A 22,386-nucleotide genomic window follows, 5' to 3' on the forward strand; every position below is an offset into this window, starting at 1 on the left:
ATTTCAATGCATTTAGCAGCGTATCAAATTATTTTAATTACTATTTATGCGTTTATTGCTATTAATGACTCACTTATTTCAAATACGTTGACGCAACCAGCTATTGCTGGAATGATTTCTGGAATGATTATGGGAGATTTAAAAACTGGTTTAATGGTTGGCGGCACTCTTCAATTAATGCGTTTAGGAATTGCTGCTTTTGGTGGAGCATCGGTACCTGATTATTTCACAGGGGCTGTTTTAGGAACCGCTTTCGCTGTAATCTCTGGAAAAGGAGCGGAGTATGGCATTGGTTTAGCTGTTCCTGTTTCTCTGTTGATGTTGCAACTAGATGTAGTCGCCCGTTTTTGTAATGTCTTTTTACTTCATAGTGTCGATAAAGCGATTGATAAGATGCAAGTAAAACGGATTCCACGCTTAGTTTTATCTGGTTCTGTTCTGTGGGGACTGTCTCGTGCCATTCCGATTTTATTAATGTTATTAGCGGGGGATGCTGTAGTAACAACGATTACCGATAACATGCCAGAATGGCTAATGACGGGCTTAAAAACAGCTGGAGGGGTATTACCTGTTGTCGGTGTAGGGATTTTATTACGTTACTTGCCAACGAAGCAATATATCCCCTATTTACTATTAGGCTTTTTCTTAGCGGCTTATTTAAAAGTTCCAATGTTAGGTGTTTCGATAGTTGGGATGGTAGCAGCGATGCTTGTATTTAAACGTGATGGGGCAAAAAGCACGACACAAGCAACAACAGGAAATGGTGATTTTGAAGGAGGATATGACGGCGATGAGTAAGCCTAAACTGACAAAAAAAGAATTAAATGCAATTAGCTGGCGTTATATTTTAGGAAGCCAATTAAACTGGAACTATGAACGTATGATGAGTTCAGGATATTTATACGGCATCTTACCTGTTTTAAAAAAATTCTATGGTCATGATGAAGCACAATTTCAAGATATGATGCGCACACACAATCAATTTTTTAACACCAATGCTATTTTTGGGAATTTAATTATGGGGATTGATGTTGCGATTGAAGAGCAAGATGGCTATAAAGCGAAAGAAACAATTATTGCGCTAAAAACAGCTCTGATGGGTTCTTTGGCAGGTGTTGGGGACTCTTTATTCCACGTTATTTGGGGGACGATTTTCGGCTCTGTTGCAGGGACACTGGCTCAAAATGGTTCGGTGGTGGGCTGTGTTATTTGGATTATTGCAAATATTGCACTATTGTTTGGTCGGGCCGCGCTCTTACCACTTGGTTATAAGCAAGGGGTCAAACTAGTGACGACCTTAAAAGACAAGTTATCTGCCTTTACGAATGCAGCAACTGTTCTTGGTGTGACTGTGATTGGTGCCTTAATTCCTTCAGTTATCAAGGCGACAGTTCCTTTTGTTTATAAAAAGAACGGGGTCGAATTAGTTATTCAAGATACGTTAGATGCGATTTTGCCTTCCTTAGTTCCAATCTTACTTGTTCTTTTGACTTATTGGATGTTAGGTCAAAAGAAATTAAATTCCACACGAGTGATTTGGATTATTTTAATTTTATCGATTGTTTTGAGTGCCTTTGGTATTTTGGCGTAAAAAGTATATTAAGTGATTTTCAGAGAGTCGGAGAGTGTAGAAAGTATTTTTCTTCACTCTTTTTCTCTGATTTGTATGTAAGCGTTTTACAATAATTTTTTAGGAGGAGAAAGAATGAAAAACAGGAAAATATGGGTAATGCTGGTCGGACTGTTTACTGCTTTGACGAGTGGATTTATGGGAACCACCCTTACTTTTGCAGAAGAAAACGAAGCGAGCCAAACGATTGAGCAACCCTCTTACATTTCAGATTTCCCCAATCAAGTTGGGCATTGGCAAGATTTGGTGGGAACAGCAGAAAAAAAGAATGATTCTGCTGGTTTATGGATCGCAAACACGAAGCAAGGGACAAACCTAGAATCTGTCTCTATCAATCTTGATGCACGCGAACAATCTTCAGGAGATCTTGAACTAACCTTTTTATATGAAGGACAAAGTAACTTCGGATTGGTTTTTCGCGGAGATAAACAAAAGACGAGTCAATGGCAATCTTTTGCTTATAATCGTGACGGCCGCTGGCAATTAGGACAACCAGGCGGTAAATGGCTAACTAATATTCCGGGGCCAACATTACTAAGTGGCCAACAATATAAACTGCTGGTTCGCTATGATGGGAAAAAAATTCAAACATTTCTGAATGATCAATTATTTTATGAAAATGAAGAGGTTCATTATCCTGATGGTACGTCCATTAATGATGACTGGATGGGGGCTGTAGGAATTAGACTATTTGGTAATCTATCAAAGCTGAATATCATTTCTATGAAAAGTGGCCCCGTTGGTAGCATTCCTGTTATCGATTCATCTGCAGAATACCGAGAATTAAAAGAAAAATGGCGAAATCAGCTTGTTTCCAAAGAATATGATTCAACTAACCAAGCGCTTGTAGACTACGTCCAAAAAATCTCCAATGAAGCAACAGAACTCGATCAAACGATGAATAAAGAGCCGAACCGCAGCTATTTATGGCCACTAGAGCCTGGCAATACGCCATCGGCTGATTTAACGACTCAATTTACCAAATTGCAAAAATTAGCGTTAGCCTATGGAACGAAGGGGAGTACGCTTTACCAAGATGACAAATTGGCAGCAACCATTATTGATGGCTTAGATTTTATGGTAACGCAAAAAGGGTATGATGGGAAAAAGTACCACGGAAATTGGTGGGACTGGCAAATTGGTGTGCCACAGAAGTTTCTTAATATTCTAATGATTTTAGAGGATAAAGTTTCTCCAGAAAAGCAACAAATCTATACAAATGCGCTGAGCAGTTATGTCCCAGATCCGTTTAAACAGTTGTATACAAAACCACAAGGAACGTTTGTGGATTTAGCTTTTATCCCAAATTTTGTGACATCAGGAGCGAACCGAACGGACTTAGCTTTAACTGTTTTGGGGTTAGGAATTTTACAAAAGGATAGCGGGAAAATTAACCAAGCATCCAGTAGTATCGTCGATGTATTTAAATTAGTCACAAAAGGTGATGGTTTTTACCAAGATGGTTCTTTTATCCAGCACAATAACATTCCTTATACAGGTTCGTATGGCAATGTTTTGGTGAAAGGGGTTGGACAAATTTTGGCCATTACAGCAGATTCATCTTTTCAAATGGATGCAACTCTTGTGACAGAATTTGTTGAAAATGTTGATCGTGCCTTTCTTCCTTTGATTTATAAAGGTGAAATGCTACCAACTGTGAATGGCCGTTCCATCTCAAGAGCCCCAGCAGTTGGAAAAACAGGCTATGGCTCAACTACCATGTATAATTTATTAATTGTGGCTAAATTTGCCCCTAATAATTATCAAAAGAAATTTCAAGAAGCCGTTAAATATTGGATGAAGGAGAACCCAGATTATTATTTGACGAATGCTCGTGATTTTAATGATTTACAGATGACTATGCAACTTTTAACTAATCCAGAAATTACGGGAGGGCAACTTCCTTTTACAGGCACGAAACTTTATGCTTCGATGGATCGATTTGTCCAACGCACACCTAGTTATATGTTTGGGCTAGGCTTGTATTCAAAGCGCACTGCATCTTTTGAAGCAGGGAATAAAGAAAATAAACGTGGCTGGCACACTGGTGACGGAATGATGTACGTATATAATGATGACGAGGTGCAATTTAATTCCAGCTATTGGCCAACTGTAGATCCCTATCGACTACCAGGAACAACTGTAGATACCATTTCTTTGGCAGATGAAGTTTCAGCATTTACAACAATCACATCGAAAGAGCAATGGGTTGGTGGAGTAACGTCAGAAAATCAGGCAGTAGTAGGGATGGCTCTTAATAAAGACGGGACCAAAAATAATGGGAAACTTTTACCTATGAACCTACAAGCTAAAAAATCTTGGTTTGTATTAAATGGGCAAATTATCGCATTAGGCGCAGGAATTAAAGGGGATACAGAAGCTTCGATTGAGACAGTTGTTGATAATCGTTTGTTAAATGATGCGTATCAGTATCAAGTGCTATCAAATATTGGGGAGATTCATGAGAAAAATGAAACGAGTAAAAAACAATGGTTATTACTAAAGTCGGATCATTCCAATGCTAATATGGGTTATTATTTTCCAGAAGAAACAACGGTAAATGTTAAAAGTGAAACTAGAAAAGGAACCTATAAAGCAATTAATGAAGCATTTGCAAGTGATAAAGAATATGTAGGTGATTATCGAACATTTACGATTCAACATGGTCAACACCCAACGAACGAGCATTATGCTTATGTAGTTTTACCAGGAATCGATGAAACTGATTTAAAAACATATGCTGCCAAAAAAACAGTAGAAGTTCTCTCAAATACAGAAGAAATTCAAGCAGTTAAGCAAGAAGAAGAAGGCTATCTTGGGGTTAACATTTGGTCAGAAACTGGCGGTACAATAGCAGGGATTACCTCAAATAAAGCTATTTCTTTAATGAGAAAGACACAACAACACCAAAAAACGTATACTTTCTCTGATCCCACACAAACAACTAAGACACTGACTTTAAAAATACCAAAAAATTACAGCACAGTAATTAGTCAAAGTGACGGAATCACTTATGATGATGCAACAGAAACCTTTACTATTAATTTTGAAAATGTCGTAGGAAGTAGTAAACAAATTATTGTAGAATAACTAAAAGAAATTAAAGTAGCCTCAAATTCCGATTAAAACTGGAATTTGAGGCTACTTTGTAGAAATTATTTAAGATTCTAACATTTCTGCAGGTAATAAAATCGTTTCACGATGGCCATCATCAAAAGCAAAAATTCGCGACGGATATGCCGTAGAATAACTAAATGGTAAGTCGATGGCCATTTCTACTGAACTATTTTCTTGAGAAAAATGGACAGTCACTTTGCCATTATTGTTCAACAAATCAAAGTGAAGTAAGTCGTTTAAAGGGATAACCCCTTTTAGATTTAAGTCAATAATCAACCAAATACTATCAATTAAGCCACTAGGTAAGCTAGAAACAACACCTAATGAAGCATAGCGGCTACGGTCACTATCAAAACGTTCAAACATATGGATGACCTCCTTTTTGTTTACTTACTTTTAGTATACTGCAAATTTTAAAAAAAGAAATTGTTTCGTTTGAAAATATTGCGTAGATTAGCAAAAATTTAATATTCCTCTGTAGCTTCCTAGCTTTGCAGGTGTCATCATTTATGTGAAGAAATCAAGACATGCAGTAAAAAGAAAATGGGACGTACGTTGTTTCAACGTACATCCCATTTCTAAAACTTAAGAGAATCAGCTGAACAAAAGTGTACTCTTTATTCGGCTAATTCTGGTTCAGTCGTTTCAGCAGCTGTTCCTTCTTCTTCTTCAGGAGCAGTTTGTGCTTCAACAATAGCAACTAGTTGTTCTTCTGGATCAGTTAAAATTTCATAGTCTTTGTGTTCAGGTAAATCAGCGATTGTAAGAGCATCACCAATTTCTAAGTTTGTAATATCTACTTCAATTGATTCTGGCAATTTATCTGGTGTGGCTGCCACTAAAACAGTGTACAAGTTTTGAGCTAAGGTACCCCCAGCTTTCACACCTGCAGATTCACCAATTAATTGAACTTCTGCTTCGACTTCTGTTGTTTCTTTCATATTTACAGATAAGAATTCAACATGAAGCATTTGACCAGTAAAGGTATCTAATTGTGCTTTCGACATTAATGTGTTGATGTTTTTCCCATCAACTGTCATTTTAATAACGGTGTTAGCACCATGTTCGCGTAAAATTTTTGATAAGTCTTTTTCTTCAAAATAGATTGGTGTACTTTCAATTTGGTAACCGTAAACAATGGCAGGTACTTTCCCTTCGTGACGTAGCTGATTTCTTAGTGAACGTGGACGGATAGCTCTTTCTTTAACTTCTAATTGTACTGACATAACCTAATTCCTCCTTGAAATAATGAGTGATTTGGTTAAACTCAGAAACAAAACATAATGGAAAAAAGAAACTCTTTTTTCAGTTGTTCTTGTCTAGAAAAATGCTAACAATAATCAAAAAATCCCCACAAATATTGCCAGGCAACACTCATGGGAATGGTTCATTGTTATCGTTGTTCTCTCCCAGGTCATTACGCTGTTTTTGAGAAACCTTTATTTACTTTACTTATTAACCGTAACACTTATATTTTTATACGTCAAGGAATTACCTTTTTCCACTTTTCATCTTTAACGGATTCCACTATACTTATACCAGAATGGAGCTGAACAATGCGATTAGATAAATTACTAGAAGAACTTCAGTTTGGATCACGCAAAACGGTGAAACGATTAATCAAAGGCAAGCAGGTCACTGTGGATGGCATCGTGACTTTAAATGAAAGCCAAAATGTCGATGCGCAATTACAAATGATTAAAGTAAAAGGACAATTAATTTCGCATAAGACCCATGTGTACTATATGTTGAATAAGCCAAAAGGTGTGGTTAGCGCTGTCTCAGATGCATCTAAAAAAACAGTTATTGATTTGATTGCGCCACAAGACAGACGCCCTGGTCTTTATCCAGTGGGCAGACTCGATGGCGATACGGAAGGGTTACTTCTATTAACAGATAATGGACAATTAGGGTATCAATTAATTCGGCCAAATAAAGAAGTAGCGAAATGTTATGAAGTGAAAGTCAATGGTTTGGTCTCTGCAGAAGATTGTGCTAAATTTAAAGATGGGATTGTTTTGCAAGGAGGCATTCAATGTAAGCCAGCAAAAATAACTGTTCTTGCAGCGACTGAAACGGAGAGTCATGTTTTCCTGACTATTCAAGAAGGAAAATTTCACCAAGTGAAAAAAATGTTTTTATCTGTGGGGAAAAAAGTGACTGCTTTAAAACGTCAAACTATGGGGCCGTTGCGGCTAGATCCGCAATTACCTTTAGGTGCTTATCGTTCATTAACAAGAAAAGAGTTACAATTGCTATTGCCTTATTTTTTTATTGAAAAACAACAAACAAGCAAAGCGTTACCGAGTAATTTGAAAAGAGAAGAGGAACGGAAATGAAAACATTGCTTTTTGATGTTGATGATACATTGTTAGATTTTAAATTGGCTGAAAAGAAGGCGCTCCATGCCTTATTTGAAGAAGAAAATGTACCATTTACATCTGAAGTCGAGTCAACATACCACCGAATTAATCAAGGATTATGGCGTTCATTTGAAGAAGGAAAAATAACAAAAGATGTTCTCCTTGATACACGGTTTGGTTTATTGTTTGACGCGTTTAATCGAGAAGTTGATAGCGTTAAAATGGGAGAAAACTACCGAGAATATTTAAGTCAAGGACATGACTTGCTTGGCAATAGTCAACGTATCTTGGAAAAATTAGCACCCCATTATGATTTATATATTGTGACAAACGGAGTGGCAAAAACACAGTATCGTCGGTTGGAAGAGTCGAAATTAATGCCTTATTTTAAAGATATTTTTGTTTCAGAAGAAGTGGGTTATCAAAAACCGATGAAAGAGTATTTTGATTTTGTTTTTGAACGGATTCCTAATTTTAGTCGAGAAAAAACAATGATTATTGGTGATTCTTTGCATTCAGATATTCAAGGAGGCCAACAAGCGAAAATTCAAACTGTTTGGCTCAATCCGACCTCCGCTCCAGCAACACCAACAATTCAACCCAATTATACGATTCAACAGCTAGATGAGTTGTTACCAATTCTTGGGCATTAAAAAAACAACATTTCCTGTACAGGAAATGTTGTTATTTTAACTTAAATGTAACCGTAAGCGAACCATATCCTTTAAAGGCAAGCCGTTTTCTATAATGGGCTCATCATAATGATGGATAAAAAAATCTGGTTCAATATGTGTCATTCGAAAACCGACTTTTTGGTAGAGATATAGCTGTTGAAAGCCTGTGCTCCCAGTCCCAATCTCCAAGTAATCATACTTTTCTTTTTTGGCAAAATCAATGGCAAAATGTAATAATTCTTGCCCGATGCCCCGCCCTCGGCTTTCTTCTGAGACAGCGATGTTTACGATTTCCAATGTCCGTGGGTGAGTCGGCAACAGGACTAAAATTCCTTGAAGTTCTTCAGTCTGATAGTCAAAGCAAATACCGCGGGTAATGTAATCTGCCACCATTTTTTTTGAGGGATCTGCCTCATAAAGAAGAGCGTAATGCGCAGTTGTAAGTGCTTCTTTTTTGACTTTTTTAATCATAGGTAGGATTCTCCTTTTATTGATAAGTATACTGTAATTGAAAGAAGTGTGGGCAGATTTTTCATAAGAAGATAAAAATCACATGAAAAGTCTTGGAAAAGGTCTGGCATTCTTCAGAGTTTTCATTATAATAGTAAAAGACAATGAAGTTTTTGAAAAGAAAGAGGTTTATACATGAAAGATAGTCAGCCAATTATCATTGGTGTTACTGGCGGATCAGGAAGCGGAAAAACCAGTGTTAGCCGTGCGATTTTTAATAATTTTCCCGATCATTCAATTATGATGTTAGAACAGGATTCTTATTATAAAGATCAGAGCCATTTGAGTTTTGAAGAACGTTTAAATACCAATTATGATCATCCTTTTGCGTTTGATACAGATTTATTGATTCAACATGTTGAACAACTGTTAAACTATCAAGCCATTGAAAAGCCAGTTTATGACTACGTTGCGCATACAAGAAGTACAGAAACGGTGATCCAAGAACCGAAAGAAGTAATTATCCTTGAAGGGATTTTAATTTTAGAAGATCGCCGCTTAAGGGATTTAATGGATATTAAAGTGTATGTGGATACAGATGATGACATCCGTATTATTCGTCGAATCAAGCGTGATATGGAAGAACGTGGCCGTACGTTGGATTCTGTGATTGAACAATATTTGACAGTCGTGAAGCCCATGTATCACCAATTTATTGAACCTACGAAACGTTATGCAGATATCATTGTGCCAGAAGGTGGCGAAAACCACGTCGCTATTGATTTAATTAATACAAAAGTGGATAGTATTTTAACAAAAATGTAATAGTCAGCTTAAATAGCCGTCTCTATATCAGAGTCGACTGTTTAAGCTTTTTTTGACTTTTAAAGGGTGGTTTTATCAAATATTTTAAGGGATAGCTAAAAAGTTGAAAATATTGCAAGAAACAATATGCTATAATTTTTTAAAGGAAAAGGAGGGAAGGGAATCTGAATGATAAAAAGAGGTGAGGTTTTTTATGCGAATCTCTCACCAGTTGTTGGTTCTGAACAAGGTGGGATTCGACCTGTCCTGATTATTCAAAATAACAAAGGTAACTTATTTAGTCCAACGTTGATTGTTGCACCGATTACCCGTAACGTAAGCAAGCGGCTGCAACCAACGCAAGTCCTCATCGAAATTCCCCATAACGAGTGCAGGACGCCATCACTTATTTTGTTAGAACAAATTCGAACATTGGATAAAGAACGAATGCTACACAAGGTTTGTCAACTTTCTCGTGAAGAGATGGAACAGGTCAATCAAGCTTTAAAAGTTAGCGTTGGTATCCGTTAATTTACATATAAAGAAATCGTTTTGGGGAAACGGTTTCTTTTTTTGTTGAAATGGTTTCCAAATATTCGTTTTTCTCGTATAGTGAAAGAGGAGGCGATCATATGGATAAAATTCGTTATGGAATTATGAGTACTGCCCAAATTGTCCCAAGATTTGTAGCAGGGCTTCGAGAAAGCGCGCAAGCTGAAGTGCGCGGGATTGCATCAAGGCGTTTAGACAATGCTCAAAAAATGGCTAAAGAATTAGCGATTCCGGTGGCTTATGGCAGTTATGAAGAGTTATGTAAGGATGAAACAATTGATATTATTTATATTCCCACCTATAATCAAGGACATTACTCAGCAGCTAAGCTTGCGTTATCACAAGGAAAACCCGTCCTACTGGAAAAACCATTTACATTAAATGCTGCTGAAGCAGAAGAACTCTTCGCAATCGCACAGGAGCAAGGGGTTTTTCTAATGGAAGCTCAGAAGTCTGTCTTTTTACCAATTACTCAAAAAGTAAAGGCGACGATTCAAGAAGGGGGATTGGGAGAAATTTTATGGGTTCAGTCAGTTACTGCCTATCCCAATGTGGATCATATTCCCTGGTTTTACTCGAGAGAAGCGGGTGGTGGAGCGCTTCATGGCTCAGGAAGTTATCCATTACAATACTTACAATACGTATTAGGGAAAGAGATTCAAGCGGTTACGGGAACCGCAACGTATCAGCAAGGAGCGACGGATAGTCAATGTAATTTAGCTTTGAAATTTGCTGAAGGGACGCTGGGCAATATTTTTATTAATGTTGGTTTAAAGATACCTAGTGAAATGACCATTTGTGGGACGAAAGGGCAAATCGTTATTCCTAATTTCTGGAAAACAGATTGTGCTTATTATACAGATGCTCAAGGCAACACTGTCAAATGGTCTGAACAATTCACTAGTGAATTTACGTATGAAATCAATCATGTGAATCAATGTTTACAAGACAAAAAGTTAACTAGCCCCGTAATGACGAAAGAATTAACGATAGCAACCGTTAAAATTGTTGAAGGTTTTTATCAAGAATGGTTTGATAACGAATAATTACCATCACTTGCTATCCAAACTATTCTGTGTTAAAGTGTGTTTTATGCGACGAGTTGACTCAATCAGATAGCTTCGGCTATTCCGTTTTGACGGCTAGTGATTGTCAAACACAACGACACCAGATAGTACGGCTATCAGTTACCGGATTTGTAACGTGTCGGACAGAATACTTTTGTGGAGAAGGTTTCTGTCTATTTATGCAAATAAATAGTGTGGTATCCCTTAACAGTAGTAACTGTTAAGGGATTTTTTTGTATGAAAAGAGAAGTGTTGCACTTTTATAAGTGCAACTTTTTTGTGTTGTGGAACAGATAAAATAACGCTATAGTTTTAAGTGTAAAGGGAAAAGAAAAGAGGTGACAAGGCATGACCGTGTTGTTGTCCAAAAGAGCGATAAATATTTTATTGATGCTTTTGGATTTGGAAGGGAGTATTACCACGCAAGAATTAGCTGAGAACTTTACTGTCAGCGTTCGAACAATTAAGTATGATTTAGAAGATATTCGTGCTTGGTTTGAACAGCACAATGAGACACTTTATTCAAAACGAAATAAGGGAATCTGGCTAGATTTACCTGACTCTAAACGCTTACTGTTAAAAAATGAAATTATCGATGTCGATCGATTTGAAACCTATCCTGATCAAAAAAGACGAGTCAATGTATTGATTTTTCAGTTATTGTCAGTCAAAGGGTACTTAACGGCACAGCAGCTAGCAGATGAATTATTAGTGAGTCGAAACACAATTGTCAGTGATTTGGAACAGGTCGAACGGTTGCTGCAAGCATATGATTTAACCTTAATTCGCCAAGCACGGCAAGGCTTTACAATCAGTGGTGAAGAAAGCAATGTACGCTTACTGATGGAATTTATCACTCAAAAAGAACTTACAGAATACGATATTTACCAAATTATGAACTATGTGACAAAGACAAAAGGGGCTGAAAAAATCCCTAAAATTAAATTTGGGTCAGGGACATTGTTTCAAGGTTGTTATCGTAGTGCATTGAAAAAAATGCGAAATTTAATTAATCCACTCGATCAAAATCAATTTGATTATGCCGAAATATTATCTATTACGTTGAGAGTGGCAATTGCCGCAGCACGTATGCAGATGGCACATACAATTGGGACTTACCGAGTGTTATCGCAAAAAACACGCTTTGAACAACGGAACGAAGTACCACTTTTACTTTTACAAGAGGTGTTTGAACGGTATGACTTGCCTTTATTAGCGGATGAATATTTTTATATTTATAGTGATTTATTCGGAACCCATCAACGGCAAGATATGGTTCAATTAACAAAACAAGTGATTGAAAGCGTTTCAAAAGAGCTGAATTATCCTTTTGTAAATGATCGCCAATTATTTACGAACTTGTTTGCACACCTGTCCTTACGTTTTACAAAGAAACATTTATTTATTAATGAATACAATCCGTTTTCTGAAGAAATCAAAGGAAAACACCCAGCGTTATTTTTAGCTATTCAAAGTGCCTGTAAACAATTAATTCAACGTTCTGTTTTGTTAGTCAACGATTCTTTCTGCGCATATATTGCGTTGCATTTTTTGGCAGCTCAGGAACGACAACAGCAGGAAGCTAAAGTTGTTAGGATTGTGTATGTTTGCTCGACGGGCTTAGGTGTGACCAGTTTAATTGAACAAAAAATTTTAGAGGAAGTACCAAACGTTGAACTCGCAGGATTTGCTTCTGTTTTAAATGCAACTGAAGTGATTCAAGCAGAAAAGCCTGATTTGGTATTGAGTATTTTCCCAATTGAAGAAATGACATACCCATTTATTAAAGTTAGTCCATTGTTGACGGACACAGACTTAAGTTTGATTCGGGAAGAGGTCGATAAAATTTTATTAGGGAAACGTCAAGGAAAAGGTACCGCTCGCTCCACGAAATCTGATGTAATTGAAAAAAATGAACGGATACAAAGCCAAGATTTGTTAGTAAAAGCGTATATTATTTATGAAGAGTTAAAACGAATGTTTCAAACAAAGTTACTGAGCGAATATCAAGAAGCCTTTTTACTTCACGTTTTATTAATGACACATCGGATTACGTTTAATAAACAATACGAAGAGATTCCTTGTAATAGAGAAATATCTCATGAAAGGCAAGAAGAAATTCGGCAAATTGAATGTTTATTTGCTAAAAATGAGTTACCTGTCAATCATGCTGAAATTTCAGCATTACTTAATTATTTAGAACAACCAAAGGAGGAAGAGGATGGAACTAGCAATGGAAGCACAGGAGATCATTCGACAAAGTGCTGAACCAGAAAAGCTACAATCGATTATCAAACAAACCAGTGCGCGATTAGCAGAAGCAAAAATTGAACCAACGGAATTACAGTGGACGATTTTGATTAACCATCTCAATGAGATGCTGAATCGTTCAAGAGAAGGAACGACATTATCTGGTGTTGATCGGACGTTATTTACGGAACTAACACCAGAAACGTTGAAAATTGCACAAGAAACAACAGAAGCAATTGGTCAGTTATCAGAAGATGAATGGTATGTTTTAGCTGTTCATTTTGAAGTTGCTAAACAAAACAATTAATAGGAGGAAAAGTTATGATTACAGTAGTTATTGCAGATCGTTTAGGAAAAGGACAAAATGTTGCAAAAGGAGTGGAGCAAGCCGGTGGTCGTGCGGTTGTTGTTCCAGGAATGGGCGCTGATATGCGTTTAGGAGATGTGATGCAACAAGAAAAGGCAGATTTAGGCATTTCTTTCTGTGGCAGTGGTGGTGCAGGGGCGTTAACGGCTGCTACTAAATACGGGTATCCCGAAAGACATGGCATGCGATCAATCGAAGAAGGGGTAACAGCAATTAACGATGGGAAAACTGTTCTTGGATTTGGTTTTATGGATCAGGAAGAACTTGGTAAACGAGTAACTGAAGCATTTATTAAGAAACACGGAGCATAGAAAGTAGTAACTTAGAAAGGAGCGGTAATTATGGATGCCACAAAACGGTCAACACAAACCGTGATTGTTTCTGGAAAAGGTAATAAGAAGAATGAAGCTTTTGCAAGTGCATTGAATGATGTTTCAAAAAAAGTATTAAAAGAAACAACAGAGGTCCTCATCCGGATTGAACCGAAAGAAGTAACTATTCGTCAGGCAAAAGAACAAGTTTATACAGAAAAATTTCTGTTCTTCTTCTTTCCTAGAAAGAGAGTGATTTATCATGTCGAACTAGCTGTAGAAGTGGAAATCCAAGCCATTGCAGTCGAAGAAGTTGATTTTTTAACAGAAACAATTAAAGAACCGAACGCAGTAGTAGTTCCGTTTCTTTCAAAAAGAGGCGTATAAAGGGAGGAAGAAGGAATGGAATTTGTAATCATTTTGCTGAAGTCATTGCTTATTGGTGGTTTACTAGGTTTTGCAGCTGGCGCAGGCGCTGCTCGGATGTTTCATGCACCACAAACACAAGGTTTAGGGGCATTTAGAACATTAGGGGAAATGAACGCGGCACAAGGAGATCCAGCATCACACTTTTCTTTTGGTTTAGGTTTTTTCTTTAATGCTTGGGCTTCGGCCGTCGGAGCAGGGGCCTTTACACAAGATGTGACCCACCGGATTGTGCCTAACTGGGCTGCAGCGATTTTATTGGTAAAGGATAAAGATGTCACTAAAACGATGCATAATCCCAAAAAAATGGGGATTGTCGGGGCCTTTGTAGGAATGGCGACTGTGGCTTTCTTAAATAGTACAGCTGCAGCAATTCCAGAATCGCTACAAGTAACAGCAGTTGCGGTGTTGGTACCTGCAGCAACGATTTTAATCAATACTGTGATGCCTGTTTTATTCTGGCTAGCGGCTTTAGATGCAGGAAAACGGACGGGTTTCTGGGGAACATTATTTGGCGGATTATCTCAATTAGTCATGGGCAATGCTGTCCCAGGAGTTGTATTAGGGATCTTAATCGGTAAAGGTGTCGATGATTTAGGGTGGACCCGAATGACACGCGGCATGCTTGGTGCCATTATCTTATTATTTATTTTAAGTGGCTTCTTCCGAGGGTTCGACTTAGAAATGATCGAAAGTTTCCGCTTGTCTATTCCTCAATGGTTAAATAATTTACACAATGTCTTCACCGTTAAATAGAAAAAAGGAGGTCTCATAGATGGAACAGCAAGAAAAAAATGAATGGGCACAACAAGAACAAGAAATTCAAGAAGGTTTAAAAGGCAAAAGTTTTTGGTATGCTGATTGGGGCTTTCCCATTTTAGTCGGGATTATGTCAGCGGCAATTTTTGCAGGAACACATATGTATGTAGTTTATGGTGTGGGCGCCTTTAATGAAGTTTCAATTGTTGCGATGCTAAAAGCTGGTTTAGATGGTGGTTCTTATGGCGCTGCCGCAGCATTCGGTGCAAGTTTCCTGTTTGCACGAATTTTAGAAGGTTCTTTAGTCGGGATTTTAGATTTAGGTGGCTCAATTTTAACGGGGATCGGGATTGGCGTACCTGCAATTTTCCTCAGCATGGGTATTAAAGCACCTGTAGAAAACTTTGGCTTAGCACTTTTAACAGGTGCGCTACTAGGGTTAGCGGTTGGTGGCGTAATTGTGTTGATTCGGAAATTTACTATCAATCAAGGAAATTCCACTTTTGGTGCGGATGTGATGATGGGGGCTGGTAATGCCTCAGGACGTTTCTTAGGCCCGTTAATTATTTTGAGTGCGGCAGGTGCTTCGATTCCTATTGGGATTGGTGCCACATTAGGAGCTTTAGGTTTTTACATTTGGAAAAAACCAATCGCTGGGGGCGCAATTTTAGGCGCAATGATTTTTGGTGCAATATTCCCGGTTTCTTTATAATCAGAAAAAGCCTTTTGTTTTGCACTTTCTCTGTCGTAAATAAGAATAAGCGTTTACATTATAATGTTACTATGTTATTATAAATGCGAAATAATTATTATTTTTATTAGTTGAACGGAGGAATTAACAAATGAATGGTTTTGTACAGTGGATGGAAGTTAAGTTAATGCCGATTGCGAATAAATTTGGTTCTCAACGCCATATGACAGCGATTAGAAAAGGATTAATTGCAACGATGCCTTTAACAATTGTGGGCTCATTCTTTACAATTTTTCAAAATATTCCAATTGAGGTATACACAAAATTGATTGAACCTTATCAAGCAATTTTAGATATTCCTTCCCGCTATACGATGGGGTTACTTGCACTTTATGCAACATTTGGGATTGCTTCATCATTGGCCAAAAGTTATAAGCTTGACTCTTTGACGTGCGGAATTTTAGCATTAATGGCCTTTTTAGTAACAGCGGCACCACCAACACGTGTCTTTGAAGATGTTGACAACGTCATTACAGCAGGGCGCTATATTAATTTAGCAAATTTAGGTTCAGCTTCTTTATTTGGTGCGATTGTAACAGCGCTGTTATCTGTTGAAATTTATCGCTTCTTTATTGAAAAAGATATTATGATTAAGATGCCAGATGGCGTACCGCCTGAAGTGTCAAATTCATTTATTGCGTTAATTCCAGGAGCAGTTATTCTTTTATTATTCTGGGTTATTCGCCACGTAATTGGTTTTGATTTGAATGGTTTCTTGAGTACGTTATTAATGCCACTTAAAGGTATCCTTGCTGGTAACAGTTTATTTGGCGGCTTACTAACAGTCTTCTTAATCTGTTTCTTCTGGGTTTTAGGGATTCATGGTCCAGCGATTATGGGCCCAGTTATTCGTCCTTTCTGGGATATGTCGATTGCAGAAAACCTTGAAGCTTTTACCAATGGCGCAAACGTTCATCAGTTACCTAATATTTTTACAGAACAGTTTTTACAATGGTTTATCTGGATTGGTGGCGCTGGAACTACGCTTTCTTTAGTTGTTTTAATGATGTTTTCTAAATCAACGTATCTGAAAAGTCTTGGCCGTTTATCGTTCTTACCAGGTTTGTTTAATATTAATGAACCAGTTATTTTCGGAACGCCTATCGTAATGAATCCTATTTTAGGTATTCCGTTTATCGTGGCACCGTTAATTACCACAACGTTATCTTATTTCTTAACAGTCGCTAATATAATTCCGATGATGGCTGCACGTTTAGCGTTTGCAATTCCAGCACCAATTGCTGCTTGGATGAGTACCAATTGGAGTTTTTCGGCCGCAGTATTAGTGATTGTTAACTTCTTAATTACAATGGCTATCTACTATCCATTTTTCAAAGTTTATGAAAAACAACAATTGGATAAAGAAGCAGAAGAATTAGCAGCTGAACAAGCAGCGAAAAATTAAAAAATGTTAGGGCGGGTGTTCTGATATGAATATCCTGCCCCTTCTAAGTCAGAGAAGAAAGTCAGGAGCGTATAAGATGATTATTTGGTTCATTTTCTTTTTTATCGTTAGTCAAATTATTATAGAAAAAGGGCAGTTGCCTACTGTTGTTTATCAATTTGGTTTGGTAAAGACGTTGGTTTTTACGGCAGTTTGTATTACTCTTTCCATGATAATTGGCGGATTTCTAAATCAATCAGTATTGCTCGTTGGCTCTACAACAATCCTGTGTAGCTCGGTGATTGCTTGGAAATTTCGAAATAAATTTGAAAATAGCGGAGTGTGAGAACGAAGATGAAAAGAGCATTAGGTGTATCAGTTTATCCAGATCATAGTGATATCAATCAAGATAAAGCGTATTTAAAAAAAGCCAGCGAATGTGGGTTTACTCGAATTTTTATGAGTATGTTAGAAGTGACCGATGGCAAAGAAGCGGTTCAGAAAAAATTTAAAGAATTAATTAGTTATGCGAAAAATTTAGGATTTGAAACAATTTTAGATGTCGTTCCAAGTATCTTTGATGAATTGGAAATTTCATATGATGATTTGACTTTTTTCAGCGAATTAGGAGCTGATGGGATTCGGTTGGATACAGGTTTTGATGGAAATAAAGAAGCCATGTTGACGTTTAATCCATTCGGCGTGGCTATTGAGTTGAATATGAGTAATGATGTCGCTTATCTTGATAACATTTTGACGTATGAAGCGAATCGACCTTTCTTATATGGTTGTCATAACTTTTATCCACAAGCGGGAACTGCATTGCCGTATGATTTCTTTGAAAAATGTAGCATCCGTTTTAAAAAGGAAGGTATTCGGACAGCTGCTTTTATTTCATCACAGGTAGGTGAAATTGGTCCTTGGGATGTGAATGATGGGCTACCTACTTTAGAAATGCATAGACAGTTGCCAGTCACTGTTCAAGCTAAACATTTATTTGCAACAAATTTAATTGATGATGTTGTTATTGGAAATGCTTATGCTTCCAACGAAGAATTAGAAGTATTGGGTCAGTTGAATCGTTATCAAACAGAATTGACCATTGTTTTTGAAGAAGCGACTTCTGAAATTGAAAAAGAAATCGTAACAAAAAATCAACATTTTCGCCGTGGAGATATCACTCAGCAGATGATTCGTTCCACAGAAGTGCGTAAAAAATATAAAAATGAAGCTAATCCCCCACATGATAATCAAGCAATGCTACAACCTGGAGATGTTGTTGTGGGAAATGATGCATTTGGAAAATACAAAAATGAATTACAAGTCGTTTTAGAACCACATCAAGACTCACGCAAAAATCGAGTAGGGCGTATTATAGAAGAAGAGCTTGTATTATTAGAATTCATTAAGCCTTGGACAAAATTTAGATTTATAGAAAAGTAGGGAAGAATATGGACTACGATTTACTTATAAAAAATGGACAGACAGTAGATGGTATGCCTGTTGAAATTGCAATTAAAGAGAAAAAAATAGCGGCTGTTGCAGCAACTATTTCAGGTTCTGCAAAAGAAACTATCCACTTAGAACCAGGTACTTATGTATCCGCAGGCTGGATAGATGATCACGTTCATTGTTTTGAAAAAATGGCTCTTTATTATGATTATCCAGATGAAATTGGGGTCAAAAAGGGTGTTACGACAGTGATTGATGCTGGGACAACAGGTGCTGAAAACATTCATGAATTTTATGACTTAGCGCAGCAAGCAAAAACAAATGTTTTTGGATTAGTCAATATTTCTAAATGGGGCATCGTTGCTCAGGACGAACTCGCAGATTTAAGTAAAGTACAAGCGAGTTTAGTCAAAAAAGCGATTCAAGAATTACCAGATTTTGTTGTAGGGATTAAAGCCCGTATGAGTAGGACCGTTATTGGCGATAACGGCATTACGCCTTTAGAATTGGCCAAACAGATTCAGCAAGAAAACCAAGAAATTCCCTTAATGGTTCACATTGGATCAGCACCGCCTCATTTAGATGAAATTTTAACCTTGATGGAAAAAGGGGATGTCCTAACCCATTGTTTTAATGGGAAAGAAAATGGCATCTTAGACCAAGCAACGGATAAAATAAAAGATTTCGCTTGGCAAGCGTACAACAAAGGGGTCGTATTTGATATCGGGCATGGTACGGATAGTTTCAATTTTCACGTAGCTGAAACAGCGTTGCGCGAGGGAATGAAAGCTGCATCAATTAGCACAGATATCTACATCCGTAACCGAGAAAATGGTCCTGTTTATGATTTAGCCACAACGATGGAAAAACTCCGTGTGGTTGGCTATGATTGGCCAGAAATTATTGAAAAGGTAACCAAGGCTCCTGCTGAGAATTTCCATTTAACGCAAAAAGGCACGTTGGAAATAGGTAAAGATGCTGATTTAACGATTTTCACGATTCAAGCAGAAGAAAAAACATTGACTGATTCTAATGGATTGACACGAGTAGCCAAAGAGCAAATTCGCCCAATCAAAACAATTATTGGAGGACAAATCTATGACAATTAGTTACGAAAAATTCCACTTAAAAGAAGTCATTAATGCTTCTGGCAAAATGACCATTCTAGGTGTCTCCAAAGTTTCGGAGGCAGTCCTAGCAGCTCAACGATTCGGCGGCGAACATTTCTTTGAAATGAGTGAACTTAGTGTGCAAACAGGGGCCTTTTTAGCCAACTTGTTGAAGGTAGAAGATGCCCAAATCGTTTCCTCGGCTTCGGCGGGGATTGCTCAATCGGTGGCTGCCTTGATTGGAAAAGGCAGCTTGTACCACGCGTATCATCCTTATACAGAAAAAATTGAACAGCGAGAGATTGTTTTACCTAAAGGGCACAACGTGGACTACGGCACGCCTGTAGAAGTTATGGTAGTGCAAGGCGGCGGCCAAGTGGTGGAAGCTGGCTACGCCAACATGTGCAGTCCAGAACACGTGGAAATGATGATTTCTGAAAAAACAGCGGCCATTCTATACATCAAAAGCCACCATACCGTGCAAAAAGGTATGCTGACGGTGGCCGAAGCGGCCAAAGTGGCGCAACGCCACAAGGTGCCGCTAATTGTTGACGCGGCAGCAGAAGAAGATCTTTTCAAATACACCGAAGCAGGTGCTGATTTGGTGATTTACAGCGGCGCCAAAGCCATTGAAGGGCCAAGTGCTGGTTTAGTGGTCGGGAAAAAAGAATACATTGACTGGGTGCGCCTACAAGGCAAAGGCATTGGTCGAGCAATGAAAATTGGCAAAGACAATATCTTGGGCTTTACGCAAGCAGTGGAAGAATACTTGGCACATGGCAGTGAATCAGGGGCTTCGATGCAAGAACGCTTAAAACCGTTTGTTGAAGCCATCAACAACCTGTCAGATTTAACCGCTAAAATCGTCCAGGATGGCGCCGGACGAGACATTTATCGCGCCAGTGTCAAAGTGGACGGCAGAAAAACCGCTAAGGAAGTCATCCAAGCGTTAAAAGCAGAAAGTCCAGCCATTTATACGCGAGAATATCAAGCCAACAATGGCATCATTGAATTTGACATTCGTTCTGTCAATCAAGAAGAAATGAACAAAATCGTGCAACGATTACAAGAAATTATGGACACAAAGGAGAAATAAGCCATGTCATTAAAACCTAATTATTTAGAAGAACGCATTTGTTTAAATGTTTTAGCCAATTCAGTAGAAAATGCCCAAGCCTGTTATGAAGCAGCAGAAGGGCATGTTGTGTTAGGCGTCCTTTCAAAAAACTATGAAACCGATGAAGCAGCCATTGACGATATGAAAAAATACCAAGCAGCAACCAACAACGCTTTATCTGTCGGCTTAGGGGCTGGCGATCCTAATCAAAGTCAAATGGTGGCTCGCTTATCAGAAGTTCTACAACCGCAACACGTGAACCAAGTCTTCACAGGTGTCGGCGCTTCGCGGGCCTTACTTCGTCAAGACGAAACAGTGATTAATGGCTTGGTTTCACCCACAGGCAAAGTTGGCTATGTCAACATTGCGACAGGTCCGTTAAGCTCTGGTGCGCCAGCGGCGGAAGTGCCTATCGAAACCGCTATCAAATTGTTGAAAGACATGGGAGGCAGTTCCATTAAATATTTCCCGATGAAAGGCTTGGCTCACAAAGAAGAATACCAAGCAGTAGCAGCAGCTTGTGCCAAGTATGACTTTTATTTAGAGCCAACAGGGGGCATTGATTTAGAAAACTTTGAAGAAATTGTTCAAATTGCGGTGGATGCCGGCGTTAAAAAAATCATTCCTCATGTCTACAGCTCAATTATTGATCAAGAAACAGGGGACACTAGAACAGAAGACGTGAAAACGTTACTAACCATGATGAAAAACACATTGAATAAGTAGGTGGCAAAGATGAAAATTGCTGCGTTTGGTGAAGTCATGCTTCGTTTCACTCCGCCAGAGTATCTAATGTTAGAACAAACAGAGCAGTTAAGAATGAACTTTGTAGGGACTGGCGTAAATCTCTTAGCAAATTTGGCTCATTTTCAACTAGAAACAGCATTGATTACGAAATTACCTGCCAATCGTCTTGGTGAAGCTGGCAAAGCAGCGCTAAGAAAGTTAGGAATTTCAGATCAATGGGTAGGAGAAAAGGGCGATCATATTGGTAGTTTTTTTGCAGAAATGGGTTATGGAATCCGCCCCACACAAGTAACTTATCAAAATCGCCATCAGAGTGCTTTTGGCATCAGCGAGGCGAAGGACTACGATTTTGAGGCCTTTTTAGCGGAAGTAGATATGGTGCATATTTGTGGTATTTCGTTAAGTTTAACTGAAAAAACTCGTGATGCTGCTTTGATACTTGCTCAAAAGGCGCATGCCTATCAAAAGAAAGTTTGTTTTGACTTTAATTATCGACCTAGTTTGAATACAGCAAATAGCGCACTCTTTATGCGTCAACAGTACGAACGCATTTTACCTTATTGTGATATTGTTTTTGGCAGTCGTCGTGATTTGGTCGAGCTATTAGGTTTCATTCCGCGAGAAGATTTAGAAGGTGAGGCACAAGAAACTGAACTGATTCAGCGTTTCATGTCTCAATACAATTTGGAATGGTTTGCTGGGACAACGAGAAGTCATTCCCAAAATCAAAACTACTTAAGTGGGTATTTATATACCCAAAATGAGTACCAACAGAGTGAAAAAAGACCGCTTCTTAATCTTGATCGAATTGGTGCTGGTGATGCTTATGCGGCGGGGATTTTATATGGCTATAGCCAAAATTGGTCGTTAGAAAAGGCAGTTACCTTTGCCACAGTCAATGGGGTCCTTGCACATACGATTCAAGGAGATATTCCTTTGACAACGGTCAAACAAGTGAATCACGTTCTTGAGCATCCGAATCTTGATTTAATTCGTTAAAGAAGAAAACCAGAAGAAAAGTCGTGTGTGGCTTTTCTTCTGGTCTTTTTTTCATTA

24 protein-coding genes are annotated in these 22,386 nt (G+C 38.1%); 21 read left to right on the forward strand and 3 right to left on the reverse strand.

The annotated features are described in order from the left end of the window. The first annotated feature begins 6 nt into the window (after positions 1-6). The 3 genes from IGJ90_RS02905 (at position 7) to IGJ90_RS02915 (ending at position 4,720) form a co-directional block, all read left to right on the forward strand. Positions 7-798, forward strand: coding sequence for a PTS mannose/fructose/sorbose/N-acetylgalactosamine transporter subunit IIC (locus tag IGJ90_RS02905; protein WP_002358771.1), 792 nt, complete (start codon positions 7-9; stop codon positions 796-798). Next, entirely contained in the window at positions 791-1,591 is an 801-nt protein-coding gene (locus tag IGJ90_RS02910) for a PTS system mannose/fructose/sorbose family transporter subunit IID (protein WP_185946377.1), read from the forward strand. The genes IGJ90_RS02905 and IGJ90_RS02910 overlap by 8 nt, the downstream gene beginning before the upstream one ends. Positions 1,592-1,705: 114 nt before the next feature. Continuing rightward, positions 1,706-4,720, forward strand: a complete 3,015-nt coding sequence (locus IGJ90_RS02915) for a polysaccharide lyase 8 family protein (RefSeq protein ID WP_438767548.1) — start codon at positions 1,706-1,708, stop codon at positions 4,718-4,720. Positions 4,721-4,789: 69 nt separating this feature from the next. On the opposite strand, the gene IGJ90_RS02920 is transcribed toward IGJ90_RS02915, so the two are convergent. Continuing rightward, a complete protein-coding gene (locus IGJ90_RS02920) occupies positions 4,790-5,113 on the reverse strand; it encodes a DUF960 domain-containing protein (RefSeq protein ID WP_002355697.1) in 324 nt (107 codons plus the stop codon). A gap of 251 nt (positions 5,114-5,364) precedes the next feature. Next, on the reverse strand, positions 5,365-5,973 hold the full coding sequence (locus tag IGJ90_RS02925; RefSeq protein ID WP_002358773.1) for a 50S ribosomal protein L25/general stress protein Ctc: 609 nt from the start codon (positions 5,971-5,973) through the stop codon (positions 5,365-5,367). 330 nt (positions 5,974-6,303) lie between these two features. On the opposite strand from IGJ90_RS02925, the gene IGJ90_RS02930 reads away from it, so the two are divergent. Both IGJ90_RS02930 and IGJ90_RS02935 read left to right on the forward strand, forming a co-directional pair. Then, positions 6,304-7,086, forward strand: coding sequence for a pseudouridine synthase (locus IGJ90_RS02930; RefSeq protein WP_438767550.1), 783 nt, complete (start codon positions 6,304-6,306; stop codon positions 7,084-7,086). After that, on the forward strand, positions 7,083-7,763 hold the full coding sequence (locus IGJ90_RS02935; protein WP_002366238.1) for a YjjG family noncanonical pyrimidine nucleotidase: 681 nt from the start codon (positions 7,083-7,085) through the stop codon (positions 7,761-7,763). The genes IGJ90_RS02930 and IGJ90_RS02935 overlap by 4 nt, the downstream gene beginning before the upstream one ends. Before the next feature lie 36 nt (positions 7,764-7,799). Here the strand turns inward: IGJ90_RS02935 and IGJ90_RS02940 are convergent, their stop codons facing one another. After that, positions 7,800-8,255: a GNAT family N-acetyltransferase gene (locus tag IGJ90_RS02940; RefSeq protein WP_002366240.1), complete on the reverse strand. Its 456-nt coding sequence runs from the start codon at positions 8,253-8,255 to the stop codon at positions 7,800-7,802. A gap of 174 nt (positions 8,256-8,429) precedes the next feature. On the opposite strand from IGJ90_RS02940, the gene udk reads away from it, so the two are divergent. The 16 genes from udk to IGJ90_RS03020 all read left to right on the forward strand — a co-directional run bounded on the left by udk (position 8,430) and on the right by IGJ90_RS03020 (position 22,329). Further along, complete coding sequence (udk, locus tag IGJ90_RS02945; protein WP_002355702.1) at positions 8,430-9,059, forward strand: uridine kinase; 630 nt, start codon at positions 8,430-8,432, stop codon at positions 9,057-9,059. A gap of 168 nt (positions 9,060-9,227) precedes the next feature. After that, on the forward strand, positions 9,228-9,569 hold the full coding sequence (locus IGJ90_RS02950; RefSeq protein ID WP_002355703.1) for a type II toxin-antitoxin system PemK/MazF family toxin: 342 nt from the start codon (positions 9,228-9,230) through the stop codon (positions 9,567-9,569). A gap of 101 nt (positions 9,570-9,670) precedes the next feature. Next, positions 9,671-10,636 carry a Gfo/Idh/MocA family protein gene (locus IGJ90_RS02955; protein ID WP_002366241.1) on the forward strand — a complete coding sequence of 322 codons (966 nt, stop codon included), beginning with the start codon at positions 9,671-9,673 and terminating at the stop codon, positions 10,634-10,636. 369 nt (positions 10,637-11,005) lie between these two features. Further along, on the forward strand, positions 11,006-12,925 hold the full coding sequence (locus IGJ90_RS02960) for a BglG family transcription antiterminator (RefSeq protein ID WP_104659735.1): 1,920 nt from the start codon (positions 11,006-11,008) through the stop codon (positions 12,923-12,925). Beyond that, positions 12,891-13,214: a PRD domain-containing protein gene (locus IGJ90_RS02965; protein ID WP_025186557.1), complete on the forward strand. Its 324-nt coding sequence runs from the start codon at positions 12,891-12,893 to the stop codon at positions 13,212-13,214. The genes IGJ90_RS02960 and IGJ90_RS02965 overlap by 35 nt, the downstream gene beginning before the upstream one ends. A gap of 14 nt (positions 13,215-13,228) precedes the next feature. After that, complete coding sequence (locus IGJ90_RS02970; RefSeq protein WP_002355707.1) at positions 13,229-13,585, forward strand: glycine-rich SFCGS family protein; 357 nt, start codon at positions 13,229-13,231, stop codon at positions 13,583-13,585. A 30-nt stretch (positions 13,586-13,615) separates the two neighbouring features. Continuing rightward, positions 13,616-13,972, forward strand: a complete 357-nt coding sequence (locus IGJ90_RS02975; RefSeq protein WP_002355708.1) for a DUF4312 family protein — start codon at positions 13,616-13,618, stop codon at positions 13,970-13,972. Positions 13,973-13,987: 15 nt separating this feature from the next. Beyond that, a complete protein-coding gene (locus tag IGJ90_RS02980) occupies positions 13,988-14,767 on the forward strand; it encodes a DUF4311 domain-containing protein (RefSeq protein ID WP_002355709.1) in 780 nt (259 codons plus the stop codon). 19 nt (positions 14,768-14,786) lie between these two features. Next, positions 14,787-15,482 (forward strand): DUF4310 family protein, encoded by a 696-nt coding sequence (locus IGJ90_RS02985; RefSeq protein WP_002361314.1) that lies wholly within the window; start codon positions 14,787-14,789, stop codon positions 15,480-15,482. A 130-nt stretch (positions 15,483-15,612) separates the two neighbouring features. Then, a complete protein-coding gene (locus tag IGJ90_RS02990) occupies positions 15,613-16,926 on the forward strand; it encodes a PTS sugar transporter subunit IIC (protein WP_002366245.1) in 1,314 nt (437 codons plus the stop codon). A 25-nt stretch (positions 16,927-16,951) separates the two neighbouring features. Continuing rightward, positions 16,952-17,251: a hypothetical protein gene (locus IGJ90_RS02995; RefSeq protein ID WP_016633063.1), complete on the forward strand. Its 300-nt coding sequence runs from the start codon at positions 16,952-16,954 to the stop codon at positions 17,249-17,251. A gap of 8 nt (positions 17,252-17,259) precedes the next feature. Beyond that, positions 17,260-18,348 carry a DUF871 domain-containing protein gene (locus IGJ90_RS03000; protein WP_002366247.1) on the forward strand — a complete coding sequence of 363 codons (1,089 nt, stop codon included), beginning with the start codon at positions 17,260-17,262 and terminating at the stop codon, positions 18,346-18,348. 8 nt (positions 18,349-18,356) lie between these two features. Further along, positions 18,357-19,466, forward strand: coding sequence for an amidohydrolase/deacetylase family metallohydrolase (locus tag IGJ90_RS03005; protein ID WP_002366248.1), 1,110 nt, complete (start codon positions 18,357-18,359; stop codon positions 19,464-19,466). Further along, entirely contained in the window at positions 19,456-20,562 is a 1,107-nt protein-coding gene (locus tag IGJ90_RS03010; protein WP_002366249.1) for a DgaE family pyridoxal phosphate-dependent ammonia lyase, read from the forward strand. Before IGJ90_RS03005 ends, IGJ90_RS03010 begins: the two co-directional genes overlap by 11 nt. Positions 20,563-20,565: 3 nt before the next feature. Then, complete coding sequence (gene dagF, locus IGJ90_RS03015; protein WP_002361094.1) at positions 20,566-21,309, forward strand: 2-dehydro-3-deoxy-phosphogluconate aldolase; 744 nt, start codon at positions 20,566-20,568, stop codon at positions 21,307-21,309. A gap of 9 nt (positions 21,310-21,318) precedes the next feature. Next, positions 21,319-22,329 carry a sugar kinase gene (locus IGJ90_RS03020; protein ID WP_002355718.1) on the forward strand — a complete coding sequence of 337 codons (1,011 nt, stop codon included), beginning with the start codon at positions 21,319-21,321 and terminating at the stop codon, positions 22,327-22,329. Positions 22,330-22,386 lie beyond the last annotated feature (57 nt).

This window comes from Enterococcus sp. AZ129 (genome assembly GCF_051714505.1).
Taxonomy (GTDB): Bacteria; Bacillota; Bacilli; order Lactobacillales; family Enterococcaceae; genus Enterococcus; species Enterococcus faecalis.